General features: G+C 33.5%; 15 protein-coding genes and 1 tRNA gene. 10 read left to right on the plus strand and 6 right to left on the minus strand.

What is annotated here, in order from left to right:
* Window positions 1-45: 45 nt before the first annotated feature.
* Window positions 46-2,904, plus strand: a complete 2,859-nt coding sequence (locus GA0061081_RS02215) for a valine--tRNA ligase (RefSeq protein WP_091346697.1) — start codon at window positions 46-48, stop codon at window positions 2,902-2,904.
* 51 nt (window positions 2,905-2,955) lie between these two features.
* Here GA0061081_RS02215 and GA0061081_RS02220 read toward each other — a convergent pair whose 3' ends face one another.
* Window positions 2,956-3,627 carry an OmpW family outer membrane protein gene (locus tag GA0061081_RS02220; RefSeq protein ID WP_091346699.1) on the minus strand — a complete coding sequence of 224 codons (672 nt, stop codon included), beginning with the start codon at window positions 3,625-3,627 and terminating at the stop codon, window positions 2,956-2,958.
* A 194-nt stretch (window positions 3,628-3,821) separates the two neighbouring features.
* Here GA0061081_RS02220 and GA0061081_RS02225 point away from each other — a divergent pair.
* Window positions 3,822-3,897, plus strand: a tRNA-Lys gene (locus GA0061081_RS02225).
* Window positions 3,898-4,010: 113 nt separating this feature from the next.
* On the opposite strand, the gene GA0061081_RS02230 is transcribed toward GA0061081_RS02225, so the two are convergent.
* Genes GA0061081_RS02230 through GA0061081_RS02245 form a run of 4 tightly spaced genes read right to left on the minus strand, consistent with a single transcriptional unit; the run spans window position 4,011 to window position 5,645 of the window.
* Window positions 4,011-4,619 (minus strand): hypothetical protein, encoded by a 609-nt coding sequence (locus tag GA0061081_RS02230; RefSeq protein WP_091346701.1) that lies wholly within the window; start codon window positions 4,617-4,619, stop codon window positions 4,011-4,013.
* Between the two features lie 15 nt (window positions 4,620-4,634).
* Window positions 4,635-4,928 (minus strand): hypothetical protein, encoded by a 294-nt coding sequence (locus GA0061081_RS02235; protein WP_091346702.1) that lies wholly within the window; start codon window positions 4,926-4,928, stop codon window positions 4,635-4,637.
* Between the two features lies 1 nt (window position 4,929).
* Window positions 4,930-5,346 carry an outer membrane protein assembly factor BamE domain-containing protein gene (gene bamE / locus GA0061081_RS02240; RefSeq protein ID WP_091346704.1) on the minus strand — a complete coding sequence of 139 codons (417 nt, stop codon included), beginning with the start codon at window positions 5,344-5,346 and terminating at the stop codon, window positions 4,930-4,932.
* Window positions 5,347-5,372: 26 nt separating this feature from the next.
* Window positions 5,373-5,645, minus strand: a complete 273-nt coding sequence (locus tag GA0061081_RS02245; RefSeq protein ID WP_091346706.1) for a DUF4190 domain-containing protein — start codon at window positions 5,643-5,645, stop codon at window positions 5,373-5,375.
* A 752-nt stretch (window positions 5,646-6,397) separates the two neighbouring features.
* Here GA0061081_RS02245 and GA0061081_RS02250 point away from each other — a divergent pair.
* The 6 genes from GA0061081_RS02250 (at window position 6,398) to GA0061081_RS02280 (ending at window position 11,136) form a co-directional block, all read left to right on the plus strand.
* Complete coding sequence (locus GA0061081_RS02250) at window positions 6,398-6,727, plus strand: DMT family transporter (protein WP_091346708.1); 330 nt, start codon at window positions 6,398-6,400, stop codon at window positions 6,725-6,727.
* A gap of 776 nt (window positions 6,728-7,503) precedes the next feature.
* Window positions 7,504-7,737, plus strand: a complete 234-nt coding sequence (locus tag GA0061081_RS02260; RefSeq protein ID WP_091346712.1) for a hypothetical protein — start codon at window positions 7,504-7,506, stop codon at window positions 7,735-7,737.
* A 47-nt stretch (window positions 7,738-7,784) separates the two neighbouring features.
* Window positions 7,785-8,105, plus strand: a complete 321-nt coding sequence (locus GA0061081_RS02265; RefSeq protein WP_091346714.1) for a hypothetical protein — start codon at window positions 7,785-7,787, stop codon at window positions 8,103-8,105.
* A 53-nt stretch (window positions 8,106-8,158) separates the two neighbouring features.
* A complete protein-coding gene (locus tag GA0061081_RS02270) occupies window positions 8,159-8,431 on the plus strand; it encodes a hypothetical protein (protein WP_091346716.1) in 273 nt (90 codons plus the stop codon).
* A 534-nt stretch (window positions 8,432-8,965) separates the two neighbouring features.
* Window positions 8,966-10,654 (plus strand): VENN motif pre-toxin domain-containing protein, encoded by a 1,689-nt coding sequence (locus GA0061081_RS02275; protein WP_141683319.1) that lies wholly within the window; start codon window positions 8,966-8,968, stop codon window positions 10,652-10,654.
* 2 nt (window positions 10,655-10,656) lie between these two features.
* Window positions 10,657-11,136: a DUF2247 family protein gene (locus GA0061081_RS02280; protein WP_091346720.1), complete on the plus strand. Its 480-nt coding sequence runs from the start codon at window positions 10,657-10,659 to the stop codon at window positions 11,134-11,136.
* A gap of 545 nt (window positions 11,137-11,681) precedes the next feature.
* Here GA0061081_RS02280 and GA0061081_RS02285 read toward each other — a convergent pair.
* Window positions 11,682-12,470, minus strand: a complete 789-nt coding sequence (locus GA0061081_RS02285; RefSeq protein ID WP_091346722.1) for a glycosyltransferase family 25 protein — start codon at window positions 12,468-12,470, stop codon at window positions 11,682-11,684.
* Between the two features lie 153 nt (window positions 12,471-12,623).
* Between GA0061081_RS02285 and GA0061081_RS02290 the strand changes: the two genes are divergently transcribed.
* Complete coding sequence (locus tag GA0061081_RS02290) at window positions 12,624-13,094, plus strand: NanQ anomerase/TabA/YiaL family protein (protein WP_091346724.1); 471 nt, start codon at window positions 12,624-12,626, stop codon at window positions 13,092-13,094.
* Window positions 13,095-13,118: 24 nt separating this feature from the next.
* Window positions 13,119-14,054, plus strand: coding sequence for a 2-dehydro-3-deoxygluconokinase (kdgK, locus tag GA0061081_RS02295; protein ID WP_091346726.1), 936 nt, complete (start codon window positions 13,119-13,121; stop codon window positions 14,052-14,054).
* The last annotated feature ends 155 nt before the right edge of the window (window positions 14,055-14,209 follow it).

The following is a 14,209-nucleotide window of genomic DNA, read 5'->3' on the forward strand; positions in this document are numbered from 1 at the left end:
AATAGCAACCATTTTATGCCTTAAATCAGGATTGATGCATTAATTATGAAAAACACGACTTATAACCCACAAGAAATTGAACAACCTATTTATAAGCATTGGGAACAAAGCGGTTACTTTAAACCCAGTGGTGATAAATCACAACCAAGTTATTGTATTGCCATTCCACCACCTAATGTGACAGGTAGTTTACATATGGGCCATGCTTTTCAGCAAACCATTATGGATGCTTTGATTCGTTATCATCGCATGCAAGGTAATAATACCCTTTGGCAATCAGGAACCGATCACGCTGGTATTGCAACGCAAATGGTGGTTGAACGTAAAATTGCGGCAGAAGAAAATAAAACATGCCATGATTACGGGCGTGATGCTTTTATTGACAAAATTTGGCAATGGAAAGCCGAATCAGGCGGTAGCATTACTAAGCAAATGCGTCGCTTAGGGGATTCAGTTGATTGGGATCGTGAACGATTTACTATGGATGAAGGTCTATCAAATGCGGTGAAAGAAGTATTTGTTCGATTATATCAAGAAAATCTTATCTATCGTGGTAAACGTTTAGTCAATTGGGATCCTAAATTACGTACAGCGATCTCGGATCTTGAAGTTGAAAACCGCGAAGTTAAAGGTTCAATGTGGCACTTACGTTATCCGTTAGCTGATGGTGCTAAAACAGCCGACGGCAAAGATTACTTAGTGGTGGCAACCACTCGTCCTGAAACCTTATTTGGGGATACAGGGGTTGCGGTGAATCCTGAAGATCCTCGCTATAAAGATCTGATTGGTAAATTTGTGATATTGCCATTTGTTAACCGCCGTATTCCTATTGTGGGTGATGAACATGCTGATATGAGCAAAGGAACAGGGTGCGTAAAAATTACTCCTGCACACGATTTTAATGACTACGAAGTTGGGCGACGTCATCAATTACCGATGATCAACATTTTAACGTTTGATGGCGATATTCGTCAGCAAGCTGAAGTATTTGATACTAATGGTGAACTAAGTGCGGCTTACGAACCAACCATTCCGGCTCAATTCCAGAACCTAGAACGTTTTGCAGCGCGTAAAGCTGTTGTTGCAGAATGTGAGTCATTGGGTATTTTAGAAAAAATCGAACCGCATGATTTGACCGTTCCATATGGTGATCGTGGTGGTGTTGTGATTGAACCTATGTTAACCGATCAATGGTATGTGCGTGCAAAAGTGCTTGCCGAGCCTGCTATTGATGCAGTAAAAAATGGTGATATCCAATTTGTACCAAAACAGTATGAAAATATGTATTTTTCTTGGATGAATGATATTCAAGATTGGTGCATTTCACGTCAATTATGGTGGGGACATCGTATTCCAGCTTGGTACGATAAACAAGGTAATGTTTATGTTGGTCGTGATGAAGCTGAAGTGCGACGTGAAAATAACCTTGCCAATGATATTGAACTGAAACAAGATGACGATGTGCTTGATACTTGGTTCTCATCTGCACTTTGGACATTTTCAACGTTAGGTTGGCCGAATAATACTGATGATTTAGCCACATTCCATCCAACTAATGTGCTGGTAACTGGTTTTGATATTATTTTCTTCTGGGTAGCTAGAATGATCATGATGACCATGCACTTTATTAAAGATGAACATGGTAAACCACAAGTTCCTTTTAAAACGGTGTATGTCACAGGTTTAATTCGTGATGAAGAAGGACAGAAAATGTCTAAATCTAAAGGAAACGTTATTGATCCTTTAGATATGATTGACGGTATATCATTGTCAGCTTTATTAGAAAAACGTACTGGCAATATGATGCAGCCTCAATTAGCCGAAAAAATTGCTAAACGTACTCAAAAACAGTTCCCTAATGGTATTGAAGCGCACGGGACTGATGCACTACGCTTTACTTTAGCAGCATTAGCCTCAACAGGGCGTGATATTAATTGGGATTTAAAACGTTTAGAAGGTTATCGTAATTTCTGTAATAAACTTTGGAATGCTAGCCGTTATGTGTTGATGAATACAGAAGGGCATGATTGTGGCTTTAAAGGTGGGGATTTAGATTATTCTTTAGCAGATAAATGGATTTTAGCCGAATTTAATCAAACTATTAAAGCTTATCGAGAAGCATTTGATACTTATCGTTTTGATTTAGCAGCTAATATTTTATATGAGTTTACATGGAATCAATTCTGTGATTGGTATTTAGAGCTAACCAAATCAATTTTAGCCAATGGCGAACTATCACAGCAACGCGCAGCTCGCCATACGTTAATTACGGTATTAGAAGCTCTATTACGCCTTGCACATCCAATTATTCCATTTATAACCGAAGCAATTTGGCAAAATGTAAAAGGCTTAATGAATATAAGCGCTGACACCATTATGTTACAGCCAATGCCTGCTTTTGATGAACAGCATTCAAATGATCAAGCAGTAGCCGATATTAATTGGATAAAAGATGTCGTGATTGCCGTACGAAACATTCGTGCTGAAATGAATATTGCGCCAAGCAAACCATTGCAGTTATTAATTCGAAAAGGCTCACCAACAGTGCATCGAATCATTGCTGATAACATCAATTTTATCGAATCATTAGCAAGATTATCTGAAATTGTTTTGCTTGATGATGGTGAAACAGGACCATTGTCGGTTACCAAACTGGTTGATGGCGCCGAGTTGCTAATCCCAATGGCAGGATTAATCAATAAAGAAAACGAACTTGCGCGTTTAGAAAAAGAAATTGAACGCATCAATGGCGAAATTTCTCGTATTGAAAATAAACTGTCTAATGCCAGCTTTGTCGATAAAGCACCAGCAGCAGTAGTTGCTAAAGAAAAAGAAAAACAACAAGGTTATATTGATGATAAAGCCAAACTGCAAGAGCAGTATGTCGCTATAAAAAATCTTTAATCTTTGTAATAAAAAACCTCTCGTTTGAGAGGTTTTTTTATGTTTGCTCATTTAAAATTTATAACCTACACCAATCATTGCAACCCATGGGTCAAGCTTATAATTAGCGGTAACTTTAGTATTGCCTAAATGGGTAGTCGCTTTAGTTTCAATATCGATATAACGTATTTGAGCATTCAAAAGCCAATTATCATTTAAAGTATAATCAGCACCGACTTGTGCAGCCCAGCCCCAAGAACTATCGAGATCTAAACCATGAAATCCCGCTTTTTTGGCTTCGCCACTAAGTTTTTCGTCAAAAAAGAAGGTATAGTTGATACCCATTCCAACATAGGGTTGTAACTCATATTGTGAATCAAGTGGATACCAAACAGCACTTAATGTTGGTGGTAGATGTTTAATTTTACCTAAATGAGCACCAGCAAGCCCTGTTGAATTGCCTCCACCTAGTTTAACCTGGTGGCTAAAAGGTGTTGCAGCTAAGAGTTCGACACCAATATTATCCGTCACCATATATTGGAAATTTAACCCAAGTTGAGTATCGTTATCGGCTTTTGCTTTTAGATCACTTTTGGCTCCGCCAACTTTAACATGATCACTTTTATCTTGAGGGTGAACATAAACTGGCCCACCACGAACAATAATTTCATTTGCAGTATGTGCATAAGCTACCGCGCTGGATAATCCCATTGTGATAAGCATAGCAACTGATGATATTTTCATTTCTTTTCTCCCAATTTATTTATAATTCATTATATAATATTTAATTATGTTGAAAAAACGCACTATAGTAAAACATAGACTTATTTAATAATCTAGCAATATTGAAGTTTATCTCAAAATTTTACTAAATAAAATGAGATTGGTGATTTGCATTATTGCTTAAACCTATATACAATGTAGACTAATATTTCAGTGGGTTGTTAGCTCAGTCGGTAGAGCAGTTGACTCTTAATCAATTGGTCGCGGGTTCGATCCCCTCACAACCCACCATTCCTTAATTTTAACGTTTATCCAATCGCTAATCAAAATAAAAACTTCACAAAATATCGATTAAAAAAACTTATAAAAAAAGAGGGCTAACCCTCTAATTCTGTATAAAAGACTTATAAACCTGTTATTTTTAATCTTGAATGCGGGGAAAGGCAATCATCATATACTTGTTTGTCATCAGAAATTTTACATGTTTGTTTTAATCCTTCTATCAAAGTGCTCTTAACATTACCTGTTATTTCATCGACACTTTTGTTATATACTGTGTTATCCTTGAAGTTTAATAAGAAATTTATATCGTTCATGTCAAGAATACTTTGGTTATCTGATGATTTTTCACCTACTATTTTTATTTTCACTTTTTTATCTGGTGGTGTGTCCATATTTGTTAATACATCTTTATATGAATACGCGCAAGTAAAAGTAATAGAATCATTAGATAGGGCTACTTCATTCATTTTTTCTTTACTGATTGAGCAATCTTTAATCATTGGCGAGCTTAAAAATTGATCGATTTTTGAAGAGGTACTTTCCCCAATAAATTGGTAATAACTATAATTATAATTCTTGTTATTTTTGATATCATAAAATACGACTAGCTGTTTTTTGTCCTTTACAGCATCTTTAGCAAAATCTTCAAACTTCTCGGTATTTGAATCTCCACAGCCCATTAAAACTAAACTTAATAATGTAATACTACTTAATCCAATAATTTTATTCATTGTTTTATTCCCGTTCTACTTAGCATTAATTAATTTGTAGGTAATACCGTTTTTACAAACTTTTGTTGTGTATTTACCGTCAATATTTAAATTCATAGCAAGTGTGGCAATATCGAGATTACAATTTTTACTAATCTCATTCATAATGCCCATATAACCCAAACCATTTAAATTAGGGGCTTTTGAATCAAAACCGCTGGCTGTTGCTTTACCTGTTTTTAAATCATAAGTAATTGTGTTTTTATCACCACAACCAACCAAAACTATACTTAAAACACTAATACACATAACACTAATTATTTTTTTCATTTTATTGTCCTACTCCTGTTGTATGATTTACTTTGTAATTAGAGTCTGAAAAAGAGTACCTATATACTGTTTTTGTACTATTATTATTAAAAAGAATTGTTAATTGTTTATATTGAGCATCAGAATCACTTTTATTATAAAAAATTGAAACATATGGAATAGCAGCTAATGTAAGATCGTGTTTGCTATAAGTATAATGATATGACCAAACTTCCTTACCACCATCAAAATATGTTGTTAATGGATCTCCAAATGTATCTCTTATTTGATTTTGAGTTGTTTTTCCTTCTTTTATTTTCGTTCTAATAGTTTCTTTTGTTTCGTTTTTTAAAATTGTCTGCCCTCCTTTAGTTGTACCCCCACACCCAGACAATAAAAAACCTGTGGCTAACACAATGCTAATAAGTAATTTATTCATTCTTAATTCCTTATAACATTTATTAATTAATGCATAAATGTTAGCAATGTACTACCAACAATAATTAAAAATAAAAGCCAAATAGCAATACCAATAATTCCGCAAATAATTCCTGCTTTAGCAAACCCTAGGCCGTCTTTTTGGTTATTTATTACATCATTTTTACCTATTACACCCAGCACTATTGCTATAATCCCGACAACTATGTTAAACCCAGCCATTGGAAGTATTATTGAAATAATACCGCACACCATTGACGATATTGATAAATAACTTGTTGCTTTTTTTTGTTGTTCCATTTTGTCTCCATAAAAATTTATTAAATTTAAGTAAAGGTTAAGTTAAAGAGGTTGATTATTATATTATGATCGGTTTTACAGATCAATATATTATATTATAATAGGTTTTATCTATCATGATTAACTTTACTGATCGTTGTAATCTTTCAAATTTTTTTTAAAAGTAATAAGTTATGATGATAAGTATAATAAAGCGACTAAGTGGTGTTTTTTATTCTATTAACTTATATTGGTATAAAAGTATTACTAGAAGTGAAAGCATTACCTATAATTTAATCAGGACAACAGAACTACTAGATATTTTTCTATCTAGAAGGATAGGTACATCAATATGTAAGGAGTCATATAAAATAAAAAAAACAGCAGGTAAAAGTCATTTAATCTTGTTTTTAGAAGTAAAAGTGCAGGCTCGCATTTTAAAAATAAAAAGGCACTACAAAGTTCCTTATTTTTAGGTATAATAATTACTATTATATAGAAATAACGGATCTGTTTTGATATATGGTTTTGTTTTAATTTTATTGATAATCAATAAGTATTTTTAAAATAGAAGCCTAAGCTATCTAAAGATCTTTCTTTTCAAGCGTTAATAGCTATCTATCTTTACCTTTCTATCATAATTAATGATATCAAAATAAGGCAACAAAATATTGTTTTTATCTATTAACGTTCAACAGTTAATTAGATATTGATTTCTCTAAAACTTTAATTTTAGATAGTCAGCTTTTTATTTGACGATTATAGGCATTAATATGAACTCATATTTATTACTTTTTTTTGCAATTATTTGTGAAGTTATTGCAACTTCTTCATTGAAACTATCTGATGGGTTTACCAATATCACTTATTCCATTATTACTATTTTGGGTTATAGTGCTTCGTTTTATCTGCTCTCGTTAGCATTAAAAACCATTCCTGTTGGTATTGCATATGCTATCTGGTCTGGAATCGGAATTGTGTTAATAAGTTTAATTGCATGGATTTTTTTAAAACAAACATTGGATCTAGCTGCATTAATTGGCATGGGATTTATCATGCTTGGTGTTGTGATTATTAATTTATTTTCGAAAGTGGCACATTGATTAATCATTTATTAAAATCGTTGCTATCGCAGTAAATCTTAGTTGATCTGAGCTGTTTCCTTTTTATTGTCTCTAGGTATTTATCCTAATCAATATTATAAGGTAACTTTTTATTGCTGTAATACGATTAACAGCCTAGTGGTATTTCCCAAATTTTGTATATTTGTTATTTAAAGATAGTAGTTAATTCTGTGACTAAATTCTGAACTTCGCCAAAATATTAGATAGTGCTCACCTCTATCATTTTATCGTTTTTGTAATCAATCATTGTTTTCATGCACCATATCTCCCTCTATTCAAAACACGAAAAACATATTAAGTTGCTATTTTTACTTACAAAAAATCTGTCAGAAAAGGTATTGATTTTATTTAAGTTTTTCTTGGTGTTTTTTTGTGCTAGCCGTGGCGGTGATAGTCTCAGAAGCGAAAGACAAGAGCCAAAACCGCCTTGATACCGGCACAATCAGCTTTAGTGATATCAAAAACAAAGCGGATTTTAAAGTTAGCCATGTCTCGGTGAGTGGAGGCACCGGCGACCGGGCGCCCCGACGGCGTATCAAAACAGTGGAAAAGAGTCCAGCATAACGCATTCAGCGGTAGAAAATGGGCAACTCATCATCCGTAATAAAGACGACCAAAAACAAGATATCAACGAACTAAGCCGAGATACCGAGCATGCGAATAACTCACTCAAACCGATATTTAACAAACAAAAAGAGCTAGACAAATTAGAATCGGTAGAGCTAGTTAAAGACATCGCTCAACAGGCAAAAGGAGTGATAAACAAATATGACCGCCTACAGGCGCAAAAAGAGGTAGATAAAAACAAGGAAGCGTTATCGAAAAAAGAAGCGGAGAAAGCCTATAATCAGTTAAGTGCGGAAGAGCAAGCACGGATTGATTTTAATAAATATTATGAAGACAATAAAGATTACTGGTATTCAGAGGCGGTAGACAGCCAATTACAAGCAAATATAATGAACGGACTGATTATAATTTTAATCGTTTAGAAGATCAAAACCATTCTACAGGTCAATTTTATTAATAGGGATAAATAATGCAAGATTACATTCTTAAGCTAATAGATATTAATCTATCTTTATTCAGTTTAGAGTTAGATAAAAACTTTATTATTATGGAAATATTGAACATGGATAATGGAGATGAAGTTTGTACTATATTAATTAATAATATTATTGATCTAAAATATAAAAATAATATAGATGAACATAATATTTTACCTGCATATATAGGTGAACTTGAAATCTCAAAAAATCCTGAAACAGGGTATTATTATCTTAAGATGCAAGGATGGATAGATATGACTTTAACTAGTTCAATATGTTCTATTAAATATCCAAGCAGTGATAATTTGTAGTAACTCAAACTGATGATCAATCATATTCTACGGGGCATTTTATGGAATAAATTATGAAATATGAAGATATATGTTTAGGAACTATTGAGTTTAGTAATTTGGGATGTGATCTGATTTTTGACATATGGAGTACTTGTGATGGGCATTCTTTACGAAAAATTCATTGTAAAAATGTGAAGGAATTTGAATGTAAAAATATGCTTGATGGTGAAGAGTTATTTGGTTCTTATATCGCACTCGTGAAAATAGAATCAAAAACTTTAATAATGGAGTCTGGAGAAGTGTGGATTAAGGTAATTAGCAATGAAATAACTTCCACTTTATAGATTAATAATTTCTAGTTAACCAGTAGAAAGTTTGTTTTTAAGTTACAAGTATTGAATAGCAAGTACAAGAATTAACCTATTTTATCCAACCTTAATAGTGAGTGTTGGGAAGAGGATGGGGCTGGCTTCATACATTGTGGTACGTACCCCACGGTGTAAAATCGCTTGTTGGATTGTGCCGCCGGTGCTTTGTCTGTGGTTGATTTGAGCTTGGAATGTATCTTAACCTGACAATTCTAACGTATATTATTGTATTCGTTATTAAAAAAAGTGACAGTTAATACTGTCACTAAATTCGATAATTAATTTTTTAATTACTAATTTTGGCTTAGCATACATTTTAGCCATTATTATTTGTATGCGCCATTGTAGTAAATAAATCCTACTTGTTGCATTTCTTATTGTGGCATATATCCCTCTATTCAAAACATAAAAAATACATTAACTCACTATTTTTATTTACAAAAAATTGGTCAGGAAAGGTGTTGATTTTATTTAAATTTTTTGTTGTTGTTTTTTGTGTTAGCCGTGGCGGTGATATCGTCAGAAGCGGAAGACAAGAGCCAAAACCGTCTAGACACGGGCACAATCAGCTTTAGTGATATTGAAAACAAAGCGGACTACAAAGTGAGTAGCAGCAGTGCAAGCGTTAGCTCGAGCGGTATGCCATCGATGCCAACCAGTCGCAACAAAAGCGAAAGTGAACGTTCGACCACGCATTCAGCGGTATCGGAAGGGACGATAATTATCCGCAACAAAGACGAACAAAAACAAGATATCAACGAGTTAAGTCGGGATACGGAGCAGGCCAATAACGAGCTCAACCATATCTTTAACAAAGAGAAAGAGCAAGACATCATCGAGCAAACACAGTTAGTGAGTGAGATAGGTGGTGAAACGTTAACGATGCTCAACCATATAGACCGTATGCGAGCAGAATCAGAAGCGAAAAAAGCGGTTGAAAAGGAAAAAGAAAAAAATAAAAACAAGGGACTAACAGAAGAAGAACAACAAAAAATCTACGAAGAAGCTTACAAAGAAGCAATGAACCAAGGGATGTCGGCGATGGGCAGTAGCACCCGTCAAGGCATCGATATGGCCGTTAGCCTTATCAACGGCTTAATCAGTGGTGATATGACAGGGGCAGCCGCAGGGGCATTAGCACCAAAAATTGCTACAATTATCAAACAACAGACCGAAGGAAACACCGTTGCCAACACCGTCAGCCATGCCATACTCGGTGCGGTGGTTGCTGAGCTGCAAGGCAACTCTGCACTTGTGGGTGGCATGGGTGCAGCAATGGGTGAGCGGGGTACTGAAGTTATTGCGGGGATCCTTTACCCTGATAAAGACATCAAAGACCTAAGCCAAGAAGAAAGACAAAAAATCAGCGCCCTATCACAACTAGCGACTGGCCTTGCGATAGCTGCTGCCGGTGGTGATATCCAAGATATCAATACTGGCGTTGCTGCGGGGAAAAATGCGGTTGAGAATAATTCTGCAGCAATGCTAGCATGGGAGAATGAAACAAGACTCAATGAACAACTACAGCTTCTAGAATTATTTGATGGAGATGGTGAAAAAGTCAGTGCATATGTTCAAGGTGAAGGGAGAGGACAGCTTGACGGAGTTTTAGACGGAACTGCTAATACAGTATCAGGTATTATAGATACTATTATACATCCTATAGATACAGCTGTAGGTATGTATGAAGTGGTCACGAATTTAGATAAAGTTTATGATAATATAAAGGTTTCGGCAACTGAATGGCAAGAACTTTATGAATATGCTTTAGAACATGATCCTGAATCAGCGGGTTATATGATTGGATATGCCCAAGGAAGAATTGGGAGTGAAATTACTGGTGGATTTGTGTTGGGAAATGCTGCTTCAAAAGTTGTTCAAAAGGTAGCCCAATTAAAAACCTTATCTGGAGTAGCTGATAAAATTATTGCTTATAATAGATCTGGTAGTAGCTTAAAAGCTGATCCATCGCATAGAGCAGCAAGCTTCATTACCAAAGAACAACTTAAAAAAGGTAAGGTATTTACAATAACAGGCGGTGATGGTGTTAAGCGAACCTTATTACAAACAGAAGGTTCTTTTAATGGTAAAAGTGGTATATTTGAATATATTATAGATCCTAAAACTCAAAATATTACACATCAACGGTTTATTTCAGGTGGTAAAATAAATGGTAAACCTAATCAGAAGGTTAAATAATCATGAATTTTAATTTAAATAAAAATAAAATTTATCTAAATTGGAAAGATATTTCATGGGGATATCGGAATCATATTATTGGCTGGAAAGATGTCATCAATTATGCAAATGATATGATTATTAATGGTAGTAGTAATCAAGATGTATTTGAACTATCAATGGTTAATTCCTCTAATATTTTTAAGTTAGATGATTTATTGAATAAAATTGCTGGGTCTTTAGAGAATTATAGTAACGCAAAATGGTTATATATTTTGTTACTACAATTATATAATATTCGTAATGACATTAAAGATCCATTAGGTGAAGTAGAAGCAATTTATGAAAATTTTGATTATCCTGAAGAAATAGAGTCTTTCGTGAGATACATGCCTGTATCTAATGATTATGATCCTTCTAAGCATACTCAAGAGGAAAATGAAAAGCGGTTATATTTTAATTGGAAACAATATTTAGATAACCAAGAAAATATTTGGAAATAAAAAATGATTCTATCCCTATCCTAAATTTTGTATATTTACCAGTAAAAAGTGGCAGTTAATACTGTCACTAAATTTTATAATTAATTTTTACTTAGCATCACTTTAGGCATTATTATTTTTTATGCTCTATTGTAGTAAATAAAGCCTACTTGTTGCATTGCTTATTGTGGTATATCTCCTTCTCTTCAAAACATAAAAAAACACATTAAGTTACTATTTTTTACTTACAAAAAATTGGTCAGGAAAGGTATTGATTTTATTTAAGTTTTTTGTGGTGTTTTTGTGTCTTTTCTTTGTTAGCAAAGATGGCTTGAACTGTGAACAGAACCCCAGTCAGGAGTGGCTTAGGTACAGTGATAGCTGTCGAGGGTGGTGATATCTAAGGTGTGAATATAGGGGGCTGCAGATAAAAATTCAGTTGAGAATAATTTATTAAGTAATTAGGTTTTCTCCCAAATTTAATATTCACCCCCAAAATAGTTTGGGAAAATATTGTTTTTTTAATTATGCCAAGGCTCTTTAAAATAGATTTATTGATCGAATGTCTAATCTATATAGTATTTTGTTTTTTCAAACCTACTAATGAATTGTTTTCTAAGCCATAATGCTATCATTCTTTTTTTCTTATCTTTTTTAAATAGCTTTTTTCTATACTCAGAACGTTGCTTGATGAGTGGTGCTCTATCAGTATGTATTGATGAATTTAATAAATTCTTATCATTAGTTGTTATCAGACTGGGTAATGTTGCATATATTTTGATACCAGTACATAATTTCATTATTCTGAACATATCAGCTTCATAGCGAATAGGAAATAAAAATTTAATTAACTTTTTTGCGGTATCATGAGTGATGATATATCCATTGGCTCTCACTGCTCTTGTTACTTCAAAAACCTCAAAACTATCTAAGTTAAATTTTTTGTTAACAAGATAGTGAAAATCGGCAGTTAACAAAAAAATACCTTTTTTAGTATTTTTAGCTTTAAAGCTATTTAAGAAATCGGGTAATTTTCTATCTAATACGGCATCGTCTTCGAGAATTAAGGCATAAGGTAAATTGTTTTGAATAATTTTTTTGTATATATTTAAGTGACTGAGTGCACAGCCTATTTCACCCTTTGTTAAAAGGTTATTTGGATAATCGTAGACTGTATTTTGAATAAATGAATCGGATAAAGTATTGCCATCAATAGCATTGTAAATTTCAAAGTCTAGTTTTAATTTCTCGCATTCTTTTTTGATGTGTTCTCTTTTTTTTGATTCTTTTTCTAAATTTATTATAAAAATCTTCATTTGTTTACCTTTTTTATAATGATCTCCAAATTGTAACATACCAATAAAAACTTATTAACAAATGATCTACAAAAACAGATTACTTAAGTATATACTCTTTATCAATTAAATTAGATTATCATGGGGTATGTTAGTTGTGAGTAATTTAGTTGTCGGTATTTATTTTCATCAATATTTTAAGGATCTTTTAGTATGATTTTAGGTAATATTAATCATTTAAGGTTAGTTCCTTATTTACCTGCCAAAATAAAACAATCTATTGAATATATTAAAGACAACGTTAATATTAATACGCCTATAGGGCGTTATGATATTGATGGCGATAAGATGTTCTTTATGGTGTCTGATAGTCAAACGCGTCATATTTATGATGCTAAGCCGGAATATCATGAAAAATATATCGATGTTCAGATTGTTCTGGAAGGGCAAGAGGGAATGGCTGTGAGCATGTTACCACCCTATACCAAAATGTTAGACAATAAATTGGCAGAAAACGATATTGCTTTTGTCGAAACACCAAAAGAAGAAACCATGTTAATATTACAACAAAATGATTTTATTGTATTTTTACCCAATGAGGTACATAAGCCGCTTTGTTCTGTTGGTAATAAAATTGAAACAGTTCGCAAAGTTGTGGTGAAAATAGCACTGGATTATTTATAATTAGATTAAGGATATAGGTATAATATGACGACAAATATCGCTGTGATCGGCGAATGTATGATTGAATTGTCGATGAAACAAGATTCGACTACGCGTAGCTTTGGCGGTGATACGCTCAATACATCTGTTTATTTATCTCGTTTATTAAAAGGCAATAATTTTTCGATTCATTATGTGACAGGGCTTGGCACTGATCCTTTTAGTCAAGAGATGTTAGATAATTGGCAAAAAGAAAATATTCAAACTGATTTAGTGCAAAGAATGTCAGATAAGATGCCTGGTCTTTATTCTATTGTGACCGACGAGCTGGGCGAGCGCTCTTTTTATTATTGGCGTAATGACGCTGCAGCTAAATTTTGGTTGCAAACAGCCGAAACAGATAAAATAACGCAGCAAATTGCACAGTGTGATTATGTGTATTTGAGTGGTATTAGTATTGCTATTTTGGATGCTGAAAGTATTCTTAAATTATTAGATCTTTTAAAACGTGTTAAGGCCAATGGTGGTAAAGTTATTTTTGATAATAACTTTCGTCCACGTTTATGGCGTAGCCTTGATTTGGCTCGTAGTGTTTATGCCGATATTCTTAGCGTTACCGATATTGCATTTTTGACGCTAGATGACGAAGATTTGTTATGGGGTAAATTGCCTTATGAGCAAGTTATTGAGCGTACGAGGAAGTTTGGTGTGACTGAAATTGTTATTAAACGTGGTAGCGATAGTTGCATTATTGATTCAGCTGAAGGTCGTTTTGACGTTCCAGCGAATAAGATCCCAAAAGATAAAGTGATTGATACTACCGCTGCGGGAGATTCGTTTAGTGCGGGCTATCTTGGTGCGCGTTTAAGTGGAAGAAATCCTTCGCAGTCAGCGTCACAAGGCCATTTAGTTGCAGGTACGGTGATACAATATCGTGGTGCAATTATCCCTGTTGATGCTACTCCTACATTAATCGATTAATTTATATCAGTAAAAGACGGTCATTTATGACCGTTTTTTATTTTAATTTAGAAATAAGTGTTTCAGTTGATATTTTTGTCAAAAAAACTTAGGGAAGTTTATATTTTGGTGTAAAAATTATCAAATAGTGTATTTGCCTATATAGTAGTATATTT

The organism is Gilliamella bombicola (assembly GCF_900094945.1).
GTDB classification, from domain to species: Bacteria; Pseudomonadota; Gammaproteobacteria; order Enterobacterales; family Orbaceae; genus Gilliamella; species Gilliamella bombicola.